The sequence below is a fragment of the Cryobacterium sp. LW097 genome (assembly GCF_002205495.2).
GTDB lineage: Bacteria > Actinomycetota > Actinomycetes > Actinomycetales > Microbacteriaceae > Cryobacterium > Cryobacterium zongtaii.
In genome coordinates this window covers 1,922,328-1,946,003 of sequence record NZ_CP021992.1, presented here as the reverse complement: position 1 = coordinate 1,946,003, position 23,676 = coordinate 1,922,328, and the positions used below count along the sequence as shown (strand labels likewise).

General features: G+C 66.6%; 13 protein-coding genes and 1 tRNA gene. 12 read left to right on the top strand and 2 right to left on the bottom strand.

Features of this window, described 5'->3' with window-relative positions; all coding sequences use genetic code 11:
* The first annotated feature begins 99 nt into the window (after positions 1-99).
* The 3 genes from gltB to pyk all read left to right on the top strand — a co-directional run bounded on the left by gltB (position 100) and on the right by pyk (position 7,662).
* A complete protein-coding gene (gene gltB / locus B7495_RS08930; protein WP_088456263.1) occupies positions 100-4,677 on the top strand; it encodes a glutamate synthase large subunit in 4,578 nt (1,525 codons plus the stop codon).
* Positions 4,670-6,127: a glutamate synthase subunit beta gene (locus B7495_RS08925; protein ID WP_088456262.1), complete on the top strand. Its 1,458-nt coding sequence runs from the start codon at positions 4,670-4,672 to the stop codon at positions 6,125-6,127. The genes gltB and B7495_RS08925 overlap by 8 nt, the downstream gene beginning before the upstream one ends.
* A gap of 89 nt (positions 6,128-6,216) precedes the next feature.
* Positions 6,217-7,662, top strand: a complete 1,446-nt coding sequence (gene pyk / locus B7495_RS08920; RefSeq protein WP_088456261.1) for a pyruvate kinase — start codon at positions 6,217-6,219, stop codon at positions 7,660-7,662.
* 263 nt (positions 7,663-7,925) lie between these two features.
* Here the strand turns inward: pyk and B7495_RS08915 are convergent.
* Positions 7,926-8,011: transfer RNA gene (locus B7495_RS08915), tRNA-Leu, on the bottom strand.
* 38 nt (positions 8,012-8,049) lie between these two features.
* Here B7495_RS08915 and B7495_RS08910 point away from each other — a divergent pair.
* Entirely contained in the window at positions 8,050-8,655 is a 606-nt protein-coding gene (locus B7495_RS08910) for an ANTAR domain-containing response regulator (protein ID WP_066595563.1), read from the top strand.
* Positions 8,656-8,745: 90 nt separating this feature from the next.
* On the opposite strand, the gene B7495_RS08905 is transcribed toward B7495_RS08910, so the two are convergent.
* On the bottom strand, positions 8,746-9,186 hold the full coding sequence (locus B7495_RS08905) for a PaaI family thioesterase (RefSeq protein WP_088456260.1): 441 nt from the start codon (positions 9,184-9,186) through the stop codon (positions 8,746-8,748).
* A gap of 54 nt (positions 9,187-9,240) precedes the next feature.
* Between B7495_RS08905 and polA the strand changes: the two genes are divergently transcribed.
* The 8 genes from polA (at position 9,241) to uvrC (ending at position 23,636) form a co-directional block, all read left to right on the top strand.
* A complete protein-coding gene (gene polA / locus B7495_RS08900; RefSeq protein ID WP_088456259.1) occupies positions 9,241-11,937 on the top strand; it encodes a DNA polymerase I in 2,697 nt (898 codons plus the stop codon).
* Positions 11,938-11,963: 26 nt separating this feature from the next.
* Positions 11,964-13,640: a DUF885 domain-containing protein gene (locus B7495_RS08895; protein WP_088456258.1), complete on the top strand. Its 1,677-nt coding sequence runs from the start codon at positions 11,964-11,966 to the stop codon at positions 13,638-13,640.
* A gap of 10 nt (positions 13,641-13,650) precedes the next feature.
* On the top strand, positions 13,651-14,250 hold the full coding sequence (locus tag B7495_RS08890; RefSeq protein ID WP_088456257.1) for a DUF4166 domain-containing protein: 600 nt from the start codon (positions 13,651-13,653) through the stop codon (positions 14,248-14,250).
* A 168-nt stretch (positions 14,251-14,418) separates the two neighbouring features.
* Positions 14,419-15,876 carry a 30S ribosomal protein S1 gene (gene rpsA / locus B7495_RS08885; protein ID WP_088456256.1) on the top strand — a complete coding sequence of 486 codons (1,458 nt, stop codon included), beginning with the start codon at positions 14,419-14,421 and terminating at the stop codon, positions 15,874-15,876.
* Between the two features lie 121 nt (positions 15,877-15,997).
* A complete protein-coding gene (coaE, locus tag B7495_RS08880; protein WP_088456255.1) occupies positions 15,998-16,642 on the top strand; it encodes a dephospho-CoA kinase in 645 nt (214 codons plus the stop codon).
* Positions 16,643-16,651: 9 nt separating this feature from the next.
* Positions 16,652-18,715, top strand: a complete 2,064-nt coding sequence (gene uvrB, locus B7495_RS08875; protein WP_088456254.1) for an excinuclease ABC subunit UvrB — start codon at positions 16,652-16,654, stop codon at positions 18,713-18,715.
* 79 nt (positions 18,716-18,794) lie between these two features.
* A complete protein-coding gene (uvrA, locus tag B7495_RS08870; RefSeq protein ID WP_088456253.1) occupies positions 18,795-21,665 on the top strand; it encodes an excinuclease ABC subunit UvrA in 2,871 nt (956 codons plus the stop codon).
* Positions 21,666-21,677: 12 nt separating this feature from the next.
* Positions 21,678-23,636 (top strand): excinuclease ABC subunit UvrC, encoded by a 1,959-nt coding sequence (uvrC, locus tag B7495_RS08865; protein ID WP_088456252.1) that lies wholly within the window; start codon positions 21,678-21,680, stop codon positions 23,634-23,636.
* The last annotated feature ends 40 nt before the right edge of the window (positions 23,637-23,676 follow it).

Sequence of the window (23,676 nt, the reverse complement as noted above, 5' to 3'; positions counted from 1 at the left end):
GTCCACGGTTTTCGCCCTCCATTTCGGGCGGAGTGGCTTCTCTTCTTCCCGCGGGCCAACGTCGTCCCCACCTGCCAGTCATTTTGTGAGGACGGTCTAATGACGCAGCAACCCCTCTTCTCCAGGTTCAGTAGTGTTCCCTCAGCCCAGGGGCTCTACAACCCGCACGACGAACGTGATGCCTGCGGTCTCGCCATGGTCGCCACCCTGCGGGGAACGGCCGGACACGACATCATCACGCGAGCGCTCGACGCACTGCGCAACCTCGAACATCGCGGTGCGGTCGGTTCCGACGCCGGAACGGGCGACGGCGCCGGTATCGTCACCCAGATCCCGGATGAGTTCTTCCGTGCGGTGTCCACGTTCGACCTGCCCGACGCCGGACGGTACGCCGTCGGCAACGTCTTCCTGCCCACAGAACCGACCGCCCGCAGCGCGGTCAAGAGCGCCATCGAGGCCATCGCCAAGGAGGAGAACCTCCACGTTCTCGGCTGGCGCGAGGTCCCGGTTCGCCCCGACGAGGTCGGCAACCTGGCGCGGGCCGCGATGCCCGCCATCCAGCAGCTGTACGTCTCCAGCAGCCGCACCACCGAGGACGGCCTGCCCCTGGCCGGCATCAACCTGGACCGCCAGGCCGTCCGGTTGCGGAAACGCTCCGAACGCGAGGTGGAGACCTACTTCGCGTCGTTGTCCTGTCGCACCATCGTGTACAAGGGCATGGTCACGACCCTTCAGCTGGAGCCGTTCTACCCCGACCTGTCCGACGAGCGCTTCACCTCGAAGCTGGCGCTGGTGCACTCGCGGTACTCCACCAACACCTTCCCGTCCTGGCCTCTCGCGCAGCCGTTCCGGATGATCGCGCACAACGGCGAGATCAACACGGTGCAGGGCAACCGCAACTGGATGCGCGCCCGCCAGTCGCAGCTCGAATCGGAGTTGCTCGGCGACCTGAACCCGTTGTTCCCGATCGTCACCCCCGGCGCCAGCGACTCGGCGTCCTTCGATGAGGTCGTCGAACTGCTGAGCCTGTCCGGCCGGTCGCTGCCGCACGCCGTGATGATGATGGTGCCGGAGGCCTGGGAGAACCAGCCCGACCTGGACCGTGACCGCCGAGCGTTCTACGAGTACCACTCCATGTTGATGGAACCATGGGACGGCCCCGCCGCCATCGTCTTCACCGACGGCACCCTCGTCGGCGCCACCCTGGACCGCAACGGTCTGCGGCCCGGCCGCTACGTGATCACCGACGACGGACTCGTCGTGCTCGCCAGCGAGATCGGCGTCATCGACGTCGACCCCGCCCGGGTGGTCCGCAAGGGGCGCCTGCAGCCCGGCAAGATGTTCCTCGTCGACACCGAGGCCGGCCGCATCATCGAAGATGAGGAGATCAAGGGCGACCTCGCCGCCAGCGAGCCCTGGGGCTCCTGGCTCGACGCCGGCCGGATCAACCTCAAGGACCTGCCGGAACGGGAGCACATCGTGCACCCGCCGGCATCCGTGGTCCGTCGCCAGCGCACCTTCGGCTACACCGAAGAAGAGGTACGCATTCTGCTGGCCCCGATGGCCCGCAACGGCGCGGAGCCCCTCGGTGCGATGGGCAGCGACACGCCCATCGCGGTGCTCAGCGAGCGCCCCCGGCTGCTCTTCGACTACTTCACCCAGCAGTTCGCGCAGGTGACGAACCCGCCGCTGGACTCGATCCGGGAAGAGGTCGTCACCAGCCTCAAGCTGGGCCTCGGCCCCGAGCTCAACCTGCTCGCGGCGGGCCCGGAGCACGCTCGCCAGGTGGTGCTCGACTTCCCGGTCATCGACAACGACGAGCTGGCCAAGATCCAGCACATCGACACGTCCCCCGGCAGCCGCACCACCACCACCATCCGTGGCCTCTACAGATTCGACGAGGGTCCCAGCGCACTCTCCAACCGGATCGAGGAAATGTGCCACGAGGTCGACGCGGCCATCGAGGACGGCGCTCTCTTCATCGTGCTGTCCGACCGGGACAGCACCAAGGACCTCGCGCCCATCCCGTCGCTGCTGATGATCGCGGCCGTGCACCACCACCTCATCCGCACCGAGAACCGGCTCAAGGTCGGCATCGTCGTGGAAGCCGGTGACGTGCGCGAGGTGCACCACGTGGCGCTCCTCATCGGGTACGGCGCCAGCGCCGTCAACCCGTACCTGGCCATGGAGACCTGCGAGGACCTCGTGCGCAGCGGCTTCATCACCACCGTCACGCCCGAGAAGGCCGTGAAGAACGTGATCAAGGCGCTCGGCAAGGGCGTACTCAAGATCATGTCCAAGATGGGCATCTCCACGGTGTCGTCCTACGCCGGCGCGCAGACCTTCGAGGCCGTCGGCCTGAGCCAGGTCTTCATCGACCAGTACTTCACCGGCACCACGAGCAAGCTCGGCGGCGTCGGGATCGACGTGATCGCGGCCGAGAACCTCGAACGCCACACCGGCGCCTACCCGCCGGATGCCGCCGTCACCGTGCACGAGCGTCTCGCCACCGGCGGCGAATACCAGTGGCGTCGCGACGGTTCCCCGCACCTGTTCAACCCCGAGACCATCTTCAGGTTGCAGCACTCCACCCGCACCCGCCGCTACGACATCTTCAAGGAGTACACCAAGCTCGTCGACGACCAGTCGGAGAGCCTGATGACGCTGCGTGGCATGTTCGCCTTCAACATCGGGCAGCGAAAGCCCATCCCGATCGACGAGGTCGAGTCGGTCGCATCGATCGTGAAGAAGTTCTCCACCGGCGCGATGAGTTACGGCTCCATCTCGCAGGAGGCTCACGAGACCCTCGCCATCGCGATGAACCGGCTCGGCGGCAAGTCCAACACCGGTGAGGGCGGCGAGGACCTCGACCGTCTGCTCGACCCGACACGGCGGAGCGCGGTCAAGCAGGTCGCGTCCGGCCGGTTCGGCGTCACGAGCATGTACCTCACCCACGCCGACGACATCCAGATCAAGCTCGCCCAGGGTGCCAAGCCGGGGGAGGGCGGCCAGTTGCCGCCCACCAAGGTTTACCCGTGGGTCGCCCGCACCCGGCACGCCACCGCGGGCGTCGGCCTGATCTCGCCACCCCCGCACCACGACATCTACTCGATCGAAGACCTCAAGCAGCTGATCTTCGACCTCAAGCGAGCCAACCCGACCGCGCGCATCCACACCAAACTGGTCAGCCAGTCCGGTATCGGTGCCGTCGCGGCCGGCGTCGCCAAGGCGCTCTCCGACGTGATCCTGGTATCAGGACACGACGGCGGCACCGGCGCGAGTCCGCTCAACTCGCTCAAGCACGCCGGCACCCCCTGGGAGCTCGGCCTGGCCGAGACCCAGCAGACCCTGATGCTGAACGGGATGCGCGACAGGGTCGTGCTCCAGGTCGACGGCCAGCTCAAGACCGGCCGTGACGTCGTCATCGGCGCCCTGCTCGGAGCTGAGGAGTTCGGTTTCGCCACCGCCCCTCTAATCGTCGAGGGCTGCATCATGATGCGGGTCTGCCACCTGGACACCTGCCCGGTCGGCGTCGCAACCCAGAACCCCGAGCTCCGCAAGCGGTTCAGCGGCAAGGCCGACTACGTGGTGAACTTCTTCGAGTTCATCGCGCAGGAGGTGCGCGAGTACCTCGCCGAGCTCGGCTTCCGGAGCCTCGACGAGGCCACCGGCCGCAAGGAACTGTTGAACGTGAACGGCGCCCTCAACCACTGGAAGGCATCCGGGCTCAACCTGGCGCCGATCCTGGTCGGCCCCGACTTCTCCGCCGGCGAACCGCGACGTTCCAGCCGGGAGCAGGAGCACGAACTCGACGAGCACTTCGACGTCGAGCTGATCAGGCAGAGCGCCAATGTGCTCGAGCACGGCGGCCAGGTCACGATCGCGCTGCCGATCCGGAACACCGAACGCGCCGTCGGCACCATGCTGGGCCACCAGGTGACCCTGCGGCACGGCGAGAACGGCCTGCCGGCCGGCTCCATCGACGTCACCCTGACCGGGTCGGCGGGGCAGTCCCTCGGCGCTTTCCTGCCCAGCGGCATCACCCTGCGCCTCGAGGGGGATTCCAACGACTACGTCGGCAAGGGCCTCTCCGGCGGGCAGATCATCGTGCGCCCCGACCGCGGCAGCGTCTTCGCTGCCGAGGAGAACGTGATCGCCGGAAACGTGATCGGCTACGGCGCGACCCTGGGCAGCATGTTCATCCGCGGCATCGTCGGTGAACGATTCCTGGTGCGCAACTCCGGTGCGACCGCCGTCGTCGAGGGGGTGGGCGACCACGCCCTCGAGTACATGACCGGTGGACTCGCCGTGATTCTCGGCGAGACCGGCCGTAACCTCGGCGCGGGCATGTCCGGCGGAACCGCATACATCTACCGGCTGCGCTCGGAGCTCGTCAACCGTGACTCGCTGGACTCCGGCGAACTCACCCTGCTGCCGCTCGGCAGCGCCGACATCGAAATCGTCGGGGACCTGCTGGAACAGCACCTGGAACAGACCGATTCTGTTCTGGCCGCGAGGCTCCTCGCCGACCGCGACACGACAATGAAGAACTTCGTCAAGGTGCTGCCGCGTGACTACGCAGCCGTCCTGGCGACGAGGCAGAGCGCCGTGGCCGAGGGGCTCGACCCCGACGGCGACGTGGTCTGGAACCGCATCTTGGAGGTAACCAATGGCTGACCCGAAGGGATTCCTGAAGACCACGGACCGGGAACTTCCCGCCCGTCGTCCGGTCTCCATCCGTCTGATGGACTGGAAAGAGGTCTACGAGGCCGGCGACTCCGCCGTGCTCAAGCGCCAGGCCGGCCGCTGCATGGACTGCGGTGTTCCGTTCTGCCACCAGGGCTGCCCGCTGGGCAACCTGATCCCGGAGTGGAACGACCTCACCTGGCGTGACGAGGGCCGGCAGGCCATCGAGCGTCTGCACGCGACGAACAACTTCCCCGAGTTCACCGGCCGGCTCTGCCCGGCACCGTGCGAGTCCGCCTGCGTCCTCGGCATCAACCAGCCGGCGGTGACCATCAAGCAGGTCGAGGTCTCGATCATCGACCAGGCCTTCGCCGAGGGCTGGGTCACCCCCCAGCCGCCCGGCCGACTCACCGGCAAGACCATCGCCGTCGTCGGCTCCGGACCGGCCGGACTCGCCGCCGCCCAGCAGCTGACCAGGGCCGGGCACACCGTGGCCGTGTTCGAACGCGACGACCGCATCGGCGGCCTGCTGCGCTACGGCATCCCGGACTTCAAAATGGAGAAGAAGCACCTCGACCTGCGTCTGTCCCAGATGACCGCAGAGGGCACCCGCTTCCGCGCCGGCGTCAACATCGGGGTGGACATCACCTGGACCGATCTGCGGGCCAGGTACGACGCTGTCGTCATCGCGACCGGCGCCATGGTGCCCCGCGACCTGCCGATTCCGGGGCGCGACTTGCCCGGGGTGCATTTCGCGATGGAATACCTCGTGCAGCAAAACAAGGTTGGCGCCGGCGACACCGTCGACAACCAGATCCTCGCCGAAGGCAAGCATGTCGTCGTGCTCGGCGGCGGTGACACCGGTGCGGACTGCATCGGCACCGCGAACCGTCAGCTGGCCGCCTCGGTGACCAACCTGGCCATCGGCAAGCAGCCCGGTGACAGCCGCCCGGAACACCAGCCCTGGCCGATGTCGCCGACCCTGTTCGAGGTATCCAGTGCCCACGAAGAGGGCGGCACGCGGGAATACCTCGCGTCCACCATCGAGTTCCTGGCCAACGACGCCGGTGAGGTGCGTGCCATCCGGGTCGCCGAAACCGAATATCTCGATGGCCGACGGGTGCCCAAAGCCGGAACCGAACGGGAGATTCCCGCTGATCTGGTGTTGCTGGCACTGGGCTTCACCGGTCCGGACAGCGCCGAACTGACCCATGATCTGCATCTGCCGCTCGACGACCGGAGTAATGTCGTCCGTGATAGTGATTACCAGACCAGCCACGAGGGTGTATTCGTTGCCGGAGATGCAGGCCGAGGTCAGTCGCTCATCGTATGGGCGATCGCCGAAGGACGCGCTGCTGCGGCAGCCGTCGATCGGTATCTCGAAGGCGAGACTCAACTGCCCGCCCCGGTGAAGCCGACGGATCATTCGTTTGCCATCTGAGCGTACGAACTGATTCCGCTGCCCATTCTCTCCAACCAACCGAACGCACCAATGCGCCACACCGGCGCGGAAACCGGAGATCCACCAGTATGAGACGCGCGAAAATCGTCGCCACCCTCGGGCCGGCAGCATCCAGCTACGAACAGATCCGCGCCATTATCGACGCCGGCGTTGACGTCTGCCGTATGAACCTGAGCCACGGTGACTACACCGTGCACGAAGGCGTTTACGCCAACATCCGGAAGGCAGCCAACGACTCCGGCCGTGCCGTCGCCGTGATGGTCGACCTGCAGGGCCCGAAGATCCGTCTGGGCAAGTTCGAGGGCGGACCGTACGACCTCGCCGTCGGCGACATCTTCAAGATCACCACCGAGGACATCCTCGGCACCAAGGAACTGTCCGGCACGACCTACAAGGGCCTGCCGAACGACGTCAAGCAGGGGGACTTCCTCCTGATCGACGACGGCAAGGTCAAGGTCGAGGTCGTCGAGACCGACGGCACCGTCGTGACCACGAAGGTCATCGTCGCCGGCCCGGTGTCGAACAACAAGGGCATCAACCTGCCCGGTGTTGCCGTCAACGTGCCTGCCCTGTCCGTCAAGGACGAGGCCGACCTGCGTTGGGGCCTGCGCCTCGGCACCGACCTCATCGCGCTGTCCTTCGTGCGCAACGCGGCCGACATCGACCGGGTGCACGAGATCATGGCCGAAGAGGGCCGCAAGGTTCCCGTCATCGCCAAGATCGAGAAGCCGCAGGCCGTCGAGGCCCTCGAGGGCATCGTCGACGCGTTCGACGCGATCATGGTGGCCCGTGGCGACCTGGGTGTCGAGCTTCCGCTCGAGGCCGTCCCGATCGTGCAGAAGCACGCCGTCGAACTGGCCCGCCGCATGGCGAAGCCGGTCATCGTCGCAACGCAGATGCTCGAATCGATGATCCACAGCCCCGTTCCCACGCGCGCGGAGACGTCCGACGTCGCCAACGCCGTGCTCGACGGTGCTGACGCGGTCATGCTCAGCGGCGAGACCAGCGTCGGCGAATACCCGGTGGTCACCGTTCAGACGATGGCGCGCATCGTGGCCTCCACCGAGGAGCACGGCCTGGAGCGGATCGCACCGCTCACCAACAAGCCGCGCACCCAGGGCGGCGCCATCACGCTGGCCGCCATCGAGGTCGCTGAATTCGTCGAGGCCAAGTACCTCTGCATCTTCACCGAGTCAGGAGACTCCGCGCGTCGTATGTCGCGCCTGCGCTCCTCGATCCCGATGCTGGCCTTCACCCCCGAGGCGAGCATCCGTCGTCGCCTCGCGTTGACCTGGGGCGTGCAGACGTACCTGGTCGACCGGGTGACCCACACCGACTCGATGTTCGGTCAGGTCGACGACATCCTGCTCGGCCAGGGCCTGGCTGAGATCGGCGACAAGGTCGTGGTGATCTCCGGATCCCCTCCCGGAATCGCGGGTTCGACGAACGACATCCGGGTTCACCGCATCGGTGACGCCCACAACGGTGTCGCTCCGGCGTACGCCCAGCAGTAACCAGCAGTACGACAACAGCCCCGCGGAGAAATCCGCGGGGCTGTTGTCGTATCCGTGGCGAAGACCCTCTGGGCGGCCGTGCACGGTCGATGGACGACTGTGCGGTCGACTGACGGACACAACGGACGGACGCGGCGACCGATCGCTGAGACGGGCGTGTGCGGGCGCTGGAGGCCCGGCTGCGGGGGAGGAGGACGCCGATCAGGGACAGAAACACCGCATGCCCGCCGCCGGTGGAACCGGGCAACGGGCATGCGGTGAAGTGGTACCGGTGGTGGGACTCGAACCCACACGTCCTTGCGAACAAAGCATTTTGAGTGCTCCGCGTCTGCCATTCCGCCACACCGGCTCACAACACCTGCACCAGAATACCGTAGGCTTTTGGCTGTGACCGACCAAGAGACAACTCCAGTACCCCCCCGCCGCGTCGTTGTAGCGGAGGATGAATCCCTCATCAGGCTCGACATCGTCGAGATCCTCCGAGACAACGGATTCGAAGTGGTGGGCGAAGCCGGCGACGGTGAGACCGCTGTGGCCCTGGCCACCGAGCTCCGCCCCGACCTGGTGATCATGGACGTCAAGATGCCGCACCTCGACGGGATCTCCGCCGCGGAACGCATCACCAAGGCCCACATCGCCCCGGTCGTACTGCTCACTGCGTTCAGCCAGAAGGAACTGGTCGAGCGCGCGAGCGAGGCCGGCGCCCTGGCGTACGTCGTGAAGCCGTTCACCCCGAACGACCTGCTGCCCGCGATCGAGATCGCCCTCTCGCGGTACAGCCAGATCATCACCCTCGAGGCCGAGGTCGCCGACCTGGTCGAACGTTTCGAGACCCGCAAGCTCGTCGACCGGGCCAAGGGCCTGCTCAACGAGAAGATGGGCCTGACCGAGCCGGAGGCGTTCCGATGGATCCAGAAGGCGTCCATGGACCGCCGTCTGACCATGCACGATGTCGCACAGGCGATCATCGAACAGCTCTCCGCCAAGAAATAGTCGGCCAGCCACAAAGCAGCCGGCACCACCGTCACGAAAAAAGCGGGTCCCTCCGGTGAGGGGCCCGCTTTTTCGTGCTCGCAGAGCGGATCAGCGTGCTGCCGGCTGGTCCAGGATCAGGTTGGTGATGCGGATCGTCGAACAGCGACGGCCCGCATCGTCGGTCACCACGATCTCGTGGGTGGTGAGCGTGCGCCCCAGGTGGATCGGGGTGCACACGGCGGTGACATACCCGGAGGTGGCCGAGCCGGTATGGCTGGCGTTGATCTCGATGCCCACGGCGAGCTTGCCGGGGCCGGCGTGCAGATTGGCCGACATCGACCCGAGCGACTCGCCCATCACCACGTAGGCGCCGCCGTGCAGCAGCATGGCCGGCTGGGTGTTGCCCTCGACGGGCATCCGCGCCACGGCCCTCTCGAGTGAGAACTCGGTGAACTCGATGCCCATCTTGTCGGCCAGGTCGCCGGCGCCGCGTGCCTTCGTCCAGGCGAGGAAGTCGGTGGTGCTCTCGGGCGGGTTCTGCTCGGTCATGGTCACCTCGTGGCTCGGCTCAGCCCCACCGGAGGCGGCTTGTAGGCTGGGACTGTGTCGGAATCAAAAAAGCCTACCCTGATGATCATCGATGGCCACTCGCTGGCGTACCGGGCGTTCCACGCCCTGCCCATCGACAGCTTCCAAACCCAGGACGGGCAGCACACCAACGCCATCCACGGGTTCCTGTCGATGCTGCTGAGCCTGCTCCGCACCGAGAATCCGAGCCACATCGCCGTGGCATTCGATATCTCCCGGTATTCCTTCCGCACCCGCGACTACCCCGAATACAAGGGCACCAGGGCGATCACTCCGTCGGAGTTCAAGGGCCAGGTGCCCCTGCTCCAGGAAGCCCTCAAGGCCCTGAATATCACCACCCTGACCAAGGACGACTACGAGGCAGACGATATCCTCGCGACGCTGTCGGTCCGCGGCACCGCCGAGGGCTACGACGTCTTCGTGGTGTCCGGCGACCGGGACACGATCCAGTTGGTCAACGACACCGTCACCCTGCTCTACCCGGCCAGCCAGGGCGTTTCGGCGCTGACCAGGTATGACCCGGCCAAGGTGCGCGAGAAGTACGGCATCGCCCCCGAACAGTACCCGGACATCGCCGCGTTGGTCGGCGAGACCAGCGACAACCTGATCGGCATCAGCAAGGTCGGCGAGAAGACGGCCGTGAAGTGGCTTGAGAGGTTCGGCAGCCTCGACGCGATCCTCGAGCACGCCGACGAGATCACCGGCGTTGTCGGCGCCAACCTGCGCGAGCAGAAGGACAATGCGATCCGCAACCGCCGCCTCAACCGGCTGGTCACCGACCTCGACCTGCCCGTCGAGCTGCGCGACCTGGTGCGCGGACCGATCGACGAGGACGCCGTGCGTGAGGTCTTCGGGCGCCTGGAGTTCCGCACCCTGCTGGACAGGGTGATCAAGCTCGAGGCCAACGCCAACGGCAATGGCAACGGGACCGCCACCGGTGACGCCGCCGGCGCGGCTCCGGTCACCGAGGTCCCCGCGGCGGCGAAGGCACCGGTGCAGCGCGAACTGCTCGACGAGGAACTCGCCACCTGGCTGGACCGGGTGACCACGACCGGAACCGCCCTTTCCGTCACCGTTGAGCTCCTCAACGGCCTGCCGATCGGCTTCGGCCTGGCCACGGCCACCGAGACCGCGACGGTGGCCTGGCAGCCCGGTCGGGCCGATTACCGGCCGCTCGAGGAATGGCTCGCGGGCCCGAGCCCCAAGGTCATGCACGACGCCAAGCCGCAGGTGAAGGCCCTCACCCGCGCCGGCCTGGTGCTGAACGGATTGGCCATCGACACCCTGGTGGCCGGTTGGCTGCTGCGCCCGGGCGGCCCTGACAAGACTCTCGCCGACCTCGTCAAGCGCTACCTCGACGAGACCGTGCCCGTCGTCGACCCCAACCAGCTGGTGCCGGATGAGAGCGTCGCCGGCGGCGTCGCCGTGGACTCCTGGTACACGGTGCGCCTCGCCGCCGCCGTGACCGCGTTGCTCGACTCGGGTTCGCGAACCGTTCTGACCGACATCGAGATGCCCACCCTGATGACACTGGCAGCCATGGAACTGACCGGCGTCGCGGTCAATCACACCGAACTCGCGGCCCTGTCCGTACAGCTGGGCGACACCGCAGCGGAGCTCGCGGCCGGCGCCTACGCCCAGATCGGCCGCGAGGTCAATCTCGGTTCTCCCAAGCAGCTGCAGGAGGTGCTCTTCGATCAGCTGGGCATGCCGCGCACCCGGGCCAACAAGACCGGCTTCACCACGGATGCCGGCGCCCTCGCCGATCTGCAGGCCAGCAACCCGCACCCGTTCCTCGACCTGCTCCTGAAGCACCGGGACGCCACGAAGCTGCGCCAGATCGTGGAAACCCTGGACCGGGCCATCGACGACACCGGCCGCATCCACACCACCTACGTGCAGATCGGCACCGCCACCGGCCGGATCTCCTCCACCGACCCGAACCTGCAGAACATCCCCGTCCGCACCGAGGAAGGCCGCCGAATCCGGGCCGCGTTCCATGCCGGGTCCGGCTCCGAAAGCCTCCTCACCGCCGACTACTCGCAGATCGAGATGCGCATCATGGCGCACCTCTCCGAGGACGCCGGCCTCATCGAGGCGTTCAACGCCGGCGAAGACCTGCACAGGTTCGTCGGCGCCAGGGTCTTCGGTGTCGCACCTGAGGACGTGACCGGGGAGATGCGCAACAAGGTCAAGGCCATGTCGTACGGGCTTGCCTACGGGCTCAGCGCCTTCGGCCTGTCCAAGCAGCTGCGCATCGAATCGCGCGAGGCCAAGCAGCTCATCGCCGACTACTTCGCCAGGTTCGGCGCCGTACGCGACTACCTGCGCCGGGTGGTCGAGCAGGCCAAGGTCGACGGCTACACCACGACGATCTTCGGCCGCCGCCGGCCGTTCCCCGAGTTGAACAGCCCCAACCGGGTGCTGCGGGACAACGCCGAACGGGCCGCTCTGAACGCACCCATCCAGGGTTCTGCCGCCGACCTGATGAAGATCGCGATGAACAACATCGCGCTCGACCTGCGCGAACAGGACCTGCAGAGCCGCATGATGCTTCAGGTTCACGACGAACTGATCTTCGAGGTCGCCCCGGGGGAGTGGGACGCTCTGCAGCACGTCGTCACCCAGCGGATGGAGTCCGCGGCCGACCTGCTGGTGCCGCTGGACGTGCAGGTGGGCCGCGGGGCCAACTGGGACGCCGCAGCGCACTGACCTGGGCCATGTCCTAGGCTCGGGGGATGACTCTGAACGAAGGCCGGACACCCACCCCCGTCGACCAGATCGCCGAGGGGTGGGTCGACACCCTGGTGTCGCTCGATCCCACTGTGGGCACCTATATCGGCCGGTCGGCGGACGGTTCGGGCTTTGCGGACTATTCGCCGGACGGCCACGCCGCCTACGTGCAGGCCGCGGCCGCCACCATCCGGCTGCTGGACGACAGCGTCCCGGTCGACGACGTTGACAGGGTCACCCGCACCGATCTGCGCAGCAGCCTCGCGCTGGACCTGGAGAGCTCCGCCGCCGGCCTGCAGCTGCGCGACCTCAACGTCATCGCGTCACCCGCGCAGGGCATCCGCGAGGTCTTCGACCTCATGCCCACCGCCACGGTCGAGGATTGGCGCAACATCTCCGCGCGCCTGGGCGCCGTGCCGGCGGCCATCACGGGCTACATCGAAACCCTGCGCCTCGGCATCGAGCAGGGCACCACGCCGGCCCGGCGGCAGGTGCGCGAGGTGCTCGACCAGGCCAGACGCAACGCCGCCAACGACGGGTTCTTCAACCACTTCGTCGCCGACGCCGGCCTCGAGCACGGTTCGCTGCCGGCCTCCCTGGCCACCGACCTCGGTGCCGGAGCCCACGCGGCGGCCACCGCCTACGAGCGGCTGGCGACGTTCCTCGCCGACGAGCTCGAGCCCCGTGCCACCGAGCAGGATGCCGTCGGCCGGGACCTCTACGCGTTGAGGTCGCGGCACTTCCTCGGCGCCACCATCGACCTCGACGAAACGTACGAGTGGGGCATCCAGGAACTCGCCCGCATGACAGAGGAACAGGAGAGCGTGGCCAGGCAGATCAAGCCCGGCGCCACCGTTCTCGAGGCGATCGCGTTCCTGGACACCGACCCGGCCCGGAAGTTGCACGGCACCGACGCCCTGCAACGCTGGATGCAGGAGACCAGCGACCGGGCCGTCGCCGAACTCGGCGCCACCCAGTTCGACATTCCCGAGGAGATCCGCCGTCTGGAGTGCCTGATCGCCCCCACCCAGGAGGGCGGCATCTACTACACCGGACCCACCGATGATTTCTCCCGCCCCGGCCGGATGTGGTGGTCGGTGCCCGTCGGCGTCACCGAATTCGACACCTGGCGCGAACTCACCACGGTCTATCACGAGGGAATCCCCGGCCATCACCTGCAGATCGGCCAGGCGGTTTACAACCGGGCGTCCCTGAACACCTGGCGCCGCCAGCTGGCCGGCACGTCTGGCCACGCGGAGGGCTGGGCGCTCTACGCCGAGCGGCTGATGGAGCAGTTGGGCTACCTGGACGATCCCGCCGACAGGCTCGGCATGCTCGACGGGCAGCGGATGCGCGCTGCCAGGGTCGTGCTCGACATCGGAGTGCACCTGGGCAAGAAGGTGCCGGACGGGTCGCAGACCTGGACCGCCGACTACGCCTTCGACTTCCTGGCCGGAAACGTGAACATGAACGACGGCTTCGTGAAGTTCGAGGTGAACCGGTACCTCGGCTGGCCCGGCCAGGCACCGTCGTACAAGGTGGGCCAACGCATCTGGGAGCAACTGCGCGATGACGCCAAGGCCCGCGAGGGAACCGGCTTCGACATCAAGGAGTTCCACCGCCGCGCCCTCGACCTCGGCGGGGTCGGCCTCGACACCCTCCGGTCGGCTTTGCAGAACTGACCCGGTGCCGATGCCGTCGCCGTACGAGGCCGCCCTCGGCGGTGACCTGACGGGACTGCACCCACAGCTGCGCGCCTACTTCACGGCTATCCCGGCCGGTCGGCACGGCCTCGGCCGGGGGACCTTCGACAGGGTCGGCACCCCGCGGCGCTGGCTGTGGCCGGTTCTGGCGCTGCTGGCCCGCGACGCTGTGCTGTTCCCGGTTTGGGAACACGACGTGCCCTTCCTGGCCGTGAACCGGCCGGGACCCGATCGGGTGCATGCTGTGCGCCGCTTTAAATTTCCGGCCGGGTCCCGCGACATGATCGATGTCATCGGCGCGGATGCCGGCGGCCTCGCCGACCGCCTCGGCCGGAGCGGACGCCTGGAAACCCGCCTTGACGCCCGCATTGTCGACGGTGCCCTGCACCTGGATTCCGCAGGTGTCTACGTGCACCTCGCCGGTCGCCGGGTTCCGGTCCCACGGCTGTGCGCGCCCCTGGTTCACCTGACGGAACGCTTCGACGACGGTGACCAGCGGCAGCACGTGCAGGTCACCGTGAGCCTGCCGTTCGTCGGGCGGGTATACGAATACTCGGGGTCCTTTCGGTACTCGATCGAAGACGCGTGAGATGCGTTGCCGCCGCCGCCGAGAACGGGTTGCCGGGGCGCTCCCGAAACAGCTAAGCTTTACTGTCACGCTTGTGACGAATTAGCCGCTGCCAGTCGCGGATCTTGAACACGTATCGCACGACCTTCCCTTCTGGCCCGAATATGTCCATCCTGGAGCAACTACTACATGACAATCGCAACGACCGAACGGGCACCCAAGCAGGTCGCCATCAACGACATCGGATCTGCTGAAGACTTCCTTGCCGCGGTCGAAAAGACTCTGAAATTCTTCAACGACGGCGACCTCATCGAGGGCACCGTTGTGAAGATCGACCGCGACGAGGTCCTCCTCGACGTCGGCTACAAGACCGAGGGTGTCATCCCCTCCCGCGAGCTCTCCATCAAGCACGACGTCGACCCCTCTGAGGTCGTCAAGGTCGGCGACCTGGTCGAGGCACTCGTTCTTCAGAAGGAAGACAAAGAAGGCCGTCTCATCCTGTCGAAGAAGCGCGCTCAGTACGAGCGTGCATGGGGCGACGTCGAGAAGATCAAGGAATCCGACGGAGTCGTCACCGGTTCGGTCATTGAGGTCGTCAAGGGCGGGCTCATCGTCGACATCGGCCTGCGCGGCTTCCTGCCGGCATCGCTCATCGAGCTTCGCCGTGTTCGCGACCTGACCCCGTACCTGGGCCAGGAGATCGAGGCCAAGATCCTCGAACTCGACAAGAACCGCAACAACGTCGTCCTGTCGCGCCGCGCCCTGCTCGAGCAGACGCAGTCCGAGAGCCGCACCACGTTCCTCAACAACCTCCAGAAGGGACAGGTCCGCAAGGGCGTCGTCTCGTCGATCGTCAACTTCGGTGCGTTCGTCGACCTGGGTGGCGTTGACGGTCTGGTACACGTCTCCGAGCTCAGCTGGAAGCACATTGAGCACGCCAGCGAGGTCGTCGAGGTCGGTCAGGAAGTCACCGTCGAGATCCTCGAGGTCGACCTGGACCGCGAGCGCGTTTCCCTGTCGCTCAAGGCCACGCAGGAAGACCCGTGGCAGGTCTTCGCCCGCACCCACGCCATCGGCCAGGTTGCACCGGGTAAGGTCACCAAGCTCGTCCCCTTCGGCGCGTTCGTTCGCGTTGCAGAGGGCATCGAGGGCCTGGTCCACATCTCCGAGCTGTCCGGCAAGCACGTCGAACTCGCCGAGCAGGTTGTCTCTGTCGGCGACGAGGTGTTCGTCAAGGTCATCGACATCGACCTGGAGCGTCGCCGCATCTCGCTGAGCCTCAAGCAGGCCAACGATGGTGTCGACCCCGAGGGCACCGAGTTCGACCCGGCACTCTACGGAATGCTCACCGAGTACGACGACCAGGGCAACTACAAGTACCCCGAGGGCTTCGACCCGGAGACCAACGAGTGGCGCGAAGGCTTCGACTCCCAGCGCGAGAAGTGGGAGCAGGACTATGCTGCAGCCCAGGCTCGCTGGGAAGCACACAAGAAGCAGGTCGCATCCGCGAACGACGAGATCATCGCCCCCGGCGATGTCGCGTCCGCAGCCGGTAACTCGTTCACCAGTGAGGCTGCCGGAGCCGGCACCCTCGCCGACGACGAGGCGCTTGCCGCACTGCGCGAGAAGCTGTCCAGCAACAACTAGAAGCTGGCAACAACTAGCAACTAGCATCACCTGCCCGGCGCATGCCGGGACCAGCACAGGCCGGGCCCTTCGGGGTCCGGCCTGTTCCGGTTAAGCAGCGCCCCTCCGTTAGCATGGGGCGGTGTACTTGATTGGGTTGACCGGCGGGATCGCATCGGGCAAGAGCACCGTGGCGAAGCGATTCGCCGAGCACGGAGCCGCGGTGATCGACGCCGATCAGCTCGCCCGGGCCGCCGTGGCGCCGGGCACCGATGCGCTGGCCCATATCGCCGACATCTTCGGCCCCGAAGTCATCGCCGAGGACGGCAGCCTCAACCGCGCCCGCCTGGGCTCGATAGTATTCGGCAACCCCACCGCCCTCAGCGTCCTCAACAACGTGGTCCACCCCGCCGTGCGTGCGCTCTCCAGCGCGGCCATCGCCGCCGCCGAGCGCGCCGACCCTGAGGCCGTCGTCGTCTACGACGTTCCCCTGTTGGTTGAGGCGTCCGTCGGCCACCCCTTCGACCTGATCGTGGTCGTCCACGCCGAAGCCGAGACTCGGGTGCGCCGCATGGTCGAGCTGCGCGGCATGCCGGAAGACGACGCCCGCCGCCGGATCAGCGCCCAGGCCGGCGACGCCGACCGCCTCGCCGTCGCCGACGTCGTGATCGACTCGATGGGCTCCCTCGACGAGACCCTGGCCCAGGTCGACCGGCTGTGGGATTCGAAGCTTCGCGCAAACCACCGGCCCGCCCACTCCGACTCCAGTGTCGGTGGCGCTCCTTAGACTGGAAGCATGGAACCCACCCGCGCCGTTCATCCCTTCGAGGTCGTGAGCGAGTACACGCCCAGCGGCGACCAGCCCGGCGCCATCGCCGAACTCACCGGCCGGATCAACGCCGGTGAAACCGACATCGTGCTGCTCGGCGCCACCGGAACCGGCAAGTCCGCGACGACAGCCTGGCTGATCGAGCAGGTACAACGCCCCACCCTGGTCCTCGCCCACAACAAGACCCTGGCCGCGCAGCTTGTGAACGAGTTCCGCGAACTGATGCCCAACAACGCCGTCGAGTACTTCGTGTCGTACTACGACTACTACCAGCCGGAGGCGTACGTGCCGCAGACCGACACGTTCATCGAGAAGGACTCCTCGATCAACGAGGAAGTCGAACGGCTCCGGCACTCCACCACCAACTCGCTACTCAGCCGACGCGACGTCATCGTCGTCTCCACGGTGTCCTGCATCTACGGCCTGGGCACCCCCGAGGGTTACCTGGAAGCCATGGTGGCGCTGCAGGTCGGCCAAAAGGTTGACCGGGACTGGCTGATCCGCAAGTTCGTGGCCATGCAGTACCAGCGCAACGACGTCGACTTCTCCCGCGGCCACTTCAGGGTGCGCGGCGACACCATCGAGATCATCCCGATGTACGAAGAACTCGCCATCCGCATCGAGATGTTCGGTGACGAAATCGAGGCGCTCTACAGCCTGCATCCGCTCACCGGCGATGTCGTGCGAAAGCTCGATGCCGTGTCGGTGTTCCCCGGTTCCCACTACGTGGCCAGCACCGACGTCATGCAGCGGGCGATGGTGACGATCAAGGAAGAACTGGAGGAACGGCTGGGCCAGTTGGAACGCGAGGGCAAGCTGCTGGAAGCACAACGCCTGCGGATGCGGACCACCTTCGACCTGGAGATGATGGAACAGATCGGATTCTGCTCCGGCATCGAGAACTACTCCCGGCACATCGACGGGAGAAGCGCGGGGGAGCCCGGGCACTGCCTGCTCGATTACTTCCCCGACGACTTCCTTGTGGTCATCGACGAGTCCCATGTGACGGTGCCGCAGATCGGCGCCATGTTCGAGGGCGACTCGTCACGCAAGCGCACCCTGGTCGAGCACGGGTTCCGGTTGCCCAGCGCGCTGGACAACCGCCCGCTCAAGTGGAACGAGTTCAAGGGCCGGGTCGGCCAGACCGTGTACCTCTCCGCCACCCCCGGCAAGTACGAGATGGGCATCGCCGACGGCATCGTCGAGCAGATCATCCGCCCGACCGGTCTGATCGACCCGCAGATCATCGTCAAGCCGTCCGCCGGTCAGATCGATGACCTGCTCGAGCAGATCCGTCTGCGCGTCGAACTCAACGAGCGGGTGCTGGTGACCACCCTGACCAAGAAGATGGCCGAGGAACTCACCGACTTCCTCACCGAGGCCGGCGTTCGGGTGCGGTACCTGCACTCAGACGTCGACACCCTGCGCCGGGTGGAGCTGCTCACCGAGCTGCGCCAGGGCCTGTACGACGTGCTGGTGGGCATCAACCTGCTCCGGGAGGGCCTCGACCTGCCCGAGGTGTCCCTGGTGGCCATCCTCGACGCCGACAAGGAAGGGTTCCTGCGCTCGTCCACCTCGCTGATCCAGACCATCGGTCGCGCCGCGCGCAACGTCTCCGGCGAGGTGCATATGTATGCCGACAGGATGACCGACTCGATGGCCAGGGCCATCGACGAGACCGACCGGCGCCGGGAGAAGCAGGTGGAGTACAACACCCTGCACGGCATCGATCCCACCCCGCTCCGCAAGCGCATCGCCGACATCACCGACGCGCTCTCCCGCGAGGAGGCTGACACCGCCGAGCTGCTGGCCGGCCGTGACGCCCGCCGCCGCAGCCCCACACCGTCGGTGCGCAAGGGCCTCGCGGCCAACGGCGCCAACGACCTCGAATCGATCATCGCCGACCTCAACGCCCAGATGCTCGAGGCCGCCGGCGAACTCAAGTTCGAATTGGCCGGCAGGCTGCGCGACGAAGTGTCCGAGCTCAAGCGGGAGCTTCGTCAGATGGAGAAGGCCGGCCACCTGAGCTAGCGGGTCGGGCGGCACTGCGCTGTCGGTGGCGCTGCGCTGTCGGTGGCACTGCGGTGTCGGTGGTACTGCATAGACTCGAATGGTGTCAATTTCCAAGGTAGAGCAGGGCTCTCAACTCAGCGTCCGTGGTGCACGCGTGCACAACTTGCACAACGTCAACCTCGACATCCCCCGCGATTCGCTCGTGGTGTTCACAGGTCTCTCCGGGTCGGGCAAATCATCGCTCGCCTTCGATACGATTTTCGCGGAGGGCCAACGGCGGTACGTCGAATCCCTGTCGGCCTATGCGCGCCAGTTCCTCGGGCAGGTCGACAGGCCCGACGTCGACTTCATCGAGGGGCTCAGCCCCGCCGTGTCCATCGACCAGAAATCCACCAACCGCAACCCGCGGTCCACCGTGGGCACCATCACCGAGATCTACGACTACATGCGCCTGCTCTGGGCACGTATCGGGGTGCCGCACTGTGCCGTCTGCGGGGAGATCATCCAGTCGCAGACCGTGCAGCAGATCGCCGATCAGCTCATGGAAATGGAAACCGGCGTGCGGTACCAGATCCTGAGCCCGATCGTGTCGCAGAAAAAGGGCGAGTTCGTCGACCTGTTCAAGGAGCTCGCCGCCGGCGGGTACTCCCGCGCAATGGTCGACGGCGTCCAGATCCAGTTGAACGAACCACCCACGCTGAAGAAGCAGCTCAAGCACGACATCTCCGTGGTCGTCGACCGCCTCGTGGCCGGCCCCGACCTGCTCAGCCGGCTCACCGACTCCCTGGAGACGGCGCTCAAGCTCACCGACGGCCTCGTGCAGGTCAACTTCGTCGACCTCACCGGCGACGAGGCCTGGCAGAGCTATTCAGAAAAGCTCTCCTGCCCGAACAACCACCCCGTGCAGCTCACCGAGATCGAACCGCGCACCTTCTCGTTCAACGCACCGTTCGGTGCCTGCCCCGAATGCTCCGGCCTGGGAACCCGTATGTCCGTCGACGAGGACCTACTTCTCGGCGACCCGGACCTGAGCATCGCTGAGGGTGTCGTACTGCCCTGGACCACCCAGGGCAAGGGACTCTTCCAGTACTACGAGAAGCTCCTGGACGGGCTTGCCCGCGACCTCAAGTTCTCGCTCGACACACCGTGGAAGAAGCTCCCGGCCGAGGTGCGCACCGCTGTCATGCGCGGCGACAACTTCGAGGTCAAGGTCAAATGGAAGAACCGTTACGGCCGGGAGATGAGCTACACCTCCGGTTTCGAAGGTGTTGTGCCCTACATCGAGCGCCAGTTCCTGCAGGCCGAAACCGACACCCAGCGCCAGCGCTGGGGGGAATACCTGCGCGAGGTGGACTGCCCGGTTTGCGACGGCACCCGGCTCAAGCCTGAGGTACTCGCCGTTCTCGTGCACGAGATGAGCATCGCCGATATCTGCCGACTCAGCCTCGCCGATGCCCGGGACTTCATGGACAAGCTCGAACTCACCGAACGCGAGAAGACCATTGCCGCCCAGGTGCTGCGCGAGATCAAGGTGCGACTGGACTTCCTGCTTCGGGTGGGCCTGAACTACCTCAGCCTGGCCCGCGCGGCCGCGACCCTGTCCGGCGGCGAGGCCCAACGCATCCGGCTGGCCACCCAGATCGGTTCGGGACTGACCGGGGTGCTCTACGTCCTCGACGAGCCCAGCATCGGGCTGCACCAGCGCGACAACCGGCGCCTCATCGAGACGCTGGTCGCGCTCCGCGACCTGGGCAACACCCTCATCGTCGTGGAACACGACGAGGACACCATCAAGACCGCTGACTGGGTGGTCGACATCGGACCGGGCGCCGGCGTCAACGGCGGACACGTCGTGCACTCGGGGTCGTATGCTGACCTGCTCACCAACACGAAGTCCCTCACCGCGGACTACCTCTCCGGCCGGAAGTCGATCGCCACCCCGGCGACACGTCGGCCGCTGGACCCCGACCGTGAGATCACCGTGGTGGGTGCCGAGGCGAACAACCTGCGGAAAGTCACGGTCAAGTTCCCGCTGGGCGTCTTCACCGCCGTCACCGGCGTCAGCGGGTCCGGCAAATCATCCCTCGTCAACGACGTGCTGTACAGGGTCCTCGCCAACCGGCTCAACGGCGCCCGGAAGCTGCCCGGCCGGCACACGAAGGTCACCGGCCTCGACCAGCTCGACAAGGTGATCCACGTGGACCAGGCCCCCATCGGACGCACCCCGCGCTCGAACCCGGCCACCTACACCGGCGTGTTCGACAAAATCCGCAACCTGTTCGCCGAGACCATGGAGGCCAAGGCCCGCGGCTACCTGCCCGGCAGGTTCAGCTTCAACGTCAAGGGCGGCCGCTGCGAGGCATGCTCCGGCGACGGCACCATCAAGATCGAGATGAACTTCCTGCCAGACGTGTACGTGGCCTGTGAGGTCTGCGGGGGAGCGCGGTACAACCGCGACACCCTCACCGTGCACTACAAGGGCAAGAACATCGCCGAGGTCCTCGACATGCCGATCAGCGAGGCCGCCGAGTTCTTCGAACCGATCTCGGCGATCCACCGGTTCCTCAAAACCCTCGTCGAGGTGGGGCTCGGGTATGTGCGCCTGGGGCAGAGCGCCACGACCCTCTCCGGCGGTGAGGCGCAGCGGGTCAAGCTGGCCACCGAACTGCAGCGCCGTTCCAACGGGCGCAGCGTGTACGTTCTCGACGAGCCGACCACCGGCCTGCACTTCGAGGACGTACGGAAGCTCCTGCTGGTGCTGAACAGCCTCGTCGACAAGGGCAACACCGTCATCGTCATCGAGCACAACCTCGACGTGATCAAGTCGGCCGACTGGGTCATCGACCTGGGTCCGGAGGGCGGTTCCGGCGGGGGCAAGGTGCTCGCCACCGGAACGCCCGAGCACGTCGCGGCAGTGAAGAAGAGCCACACCGGAACATTCCTGAAGGAGGTCCTCGCCACACGGTAGGCGCAGGAGAACATGTCTGACGCTCTGAGCTATCGCCCCAAGCCCGGGGAGATCCCCACCCAACCCGGTGTCTACAGGTTTCGCGACGCCTCCCGACGGGTGCTGTACGTGGGCAAGGCCAAGAACCTGCGTGCCCGGCTGAGTAACTACTTCGCGCCGCTGAGCAGCCTGCACGAACGCACCCGGCGGATGGTGACGACGGCGGCCAGCGTCGAATGGACGACCGTGGGCACAGAGATCGAGGCGCTGCAGCTCGAGTGGACCTGGATCAACGAATTCGACCCGCCGTTCAACGTGCAGTTCAAGGACGACAAGTCGTACCCGTACCTCGCGGTGACCCTGGCGGACGAGGCACCGCGGGCGCTCGTGACCCGCACGTCCGGCATCAAGGGCGCCCGCTACTTCGGGCCGTACCCCAAGGTGTGGGCCGTGCACGAGACCATCGACCTGATGCTCAAGGCCTTCCCGATCCGCACCTGCAACAACGCCAACTACAAGCGTGCCATGCAGTCGGGCAAGCCCTGCTTCGCCGGCCAGATCGGTCGCTGCTTCGGGCCCTGCTCCGGCAAGGTGGGCATCGAGGAACATCGCAAGATCGTCAACGAATTCGTCAGTTTCATGGGCAGCCAGGATCGCAAGCTCATCAACAGCCTCACGGCCCAGATGAAGGACGCCGCTCTGGCGCAGGACTACGAAACCGCCGCCAGGCGGCGCGACCAGGTGAAGGCGCTCAACGCCGTGCTGGAGAAGAGCGCCGTCGTGCTGCGCGACAACGTCGACATCGACCTGTTCGCGATCGAACAGGACGAGCTCGCCGCGGCCGTTCAGCTGTTCATCGTCCGCGGCGGGCGCATCCGCGGTGTGCGCGGCTGGGTCGTCGACAAGGAACTCGACCTGAGCATCAGTGAACTGATCGACTCGATCATGCAGACCGCGTACACCGGCGACGCCGTGCCGCCCCGGGAAATCGTGCTGCCGGAGCTGCCGGACGACGCCGACGCCCTCGAAGGCTGGCTCGGCGAGATCGCGCACCGCAAGGTGCGGCTCGTCGCGGCCCAGCGCGGCGAGAAGGCCGCCCTGCTGGTCACGGCCACCCAGAACGCCAAGCAGGCGCTGATGCTCTACAAGACCCGGCGCAGCTCCGACTTCGTCGCCAGATCGAAGGCCCTCGAGGACCTCCAGGAGGCACTGGGCATGGAATCCGCCCCGCTCCGGATGGAGTGCTACGACGTGTCGCATCTCGGCGGGACCAACATCGTGGCCTCCATGGTGGTCTTCGAGGACGGGCTGCCGCGGAAGGACGAGTACCGCCGGTTCGGTGTCCCGGAGTCCACCGACGACACCGATTCCCTGTATCGGGTCCTCACCCGGCGGCTGGCCTACCTGGTTCCCGACGACGCCACCCCGGAGGCTCTACCGAAGGGCGGCGTCATCGCGGTGCCGGCCAACCCGCTTGACGGCATGATCGTCGCGGAGGCCTCCGGCGCGGACGAGCCCGCCGCGGACGAGGCGGACCCAACAGCGAAACGAGCGAAATTCCGCTACCAACCGAACCTGCTCATCGTCGACGGCGGGCAACCGCAGGTCGCGGCAGCGGCACGCGCCCTGCGGGAGTCCGGAGTCCAGGGCATCACCCTGTGCGGCATCGCGAAACGGCTGGAGGAAATCTGGCTGCCGGATTCCGAGTACCCGGTGATCCTGCCGCGCAACAGCGACGCCTTGTTCCTCATCCAACGCATCCGCGACGAAGCGCACCGCTTCGCCATCACTCATCAGCGCGCCAGACGCAAGCGGGACATCTACACCATCCTCGGCGAAATTCCCGGCTTGGGCCCCGCCCGCATCAAAGTGCTGTTGGTGCACTTCGGGTCGGTCGCCCGCCTCAGAGAGGCGTCGGTCGACTCGATCGCCGAGATCCGGGGGATCGGACCTGCCCTCGCCGAGGGCATTCACCGGCACCTGCGCGCCTAGAGACGCCCCCCGGTCGGTAGGCTGGACATTCACTAACTTC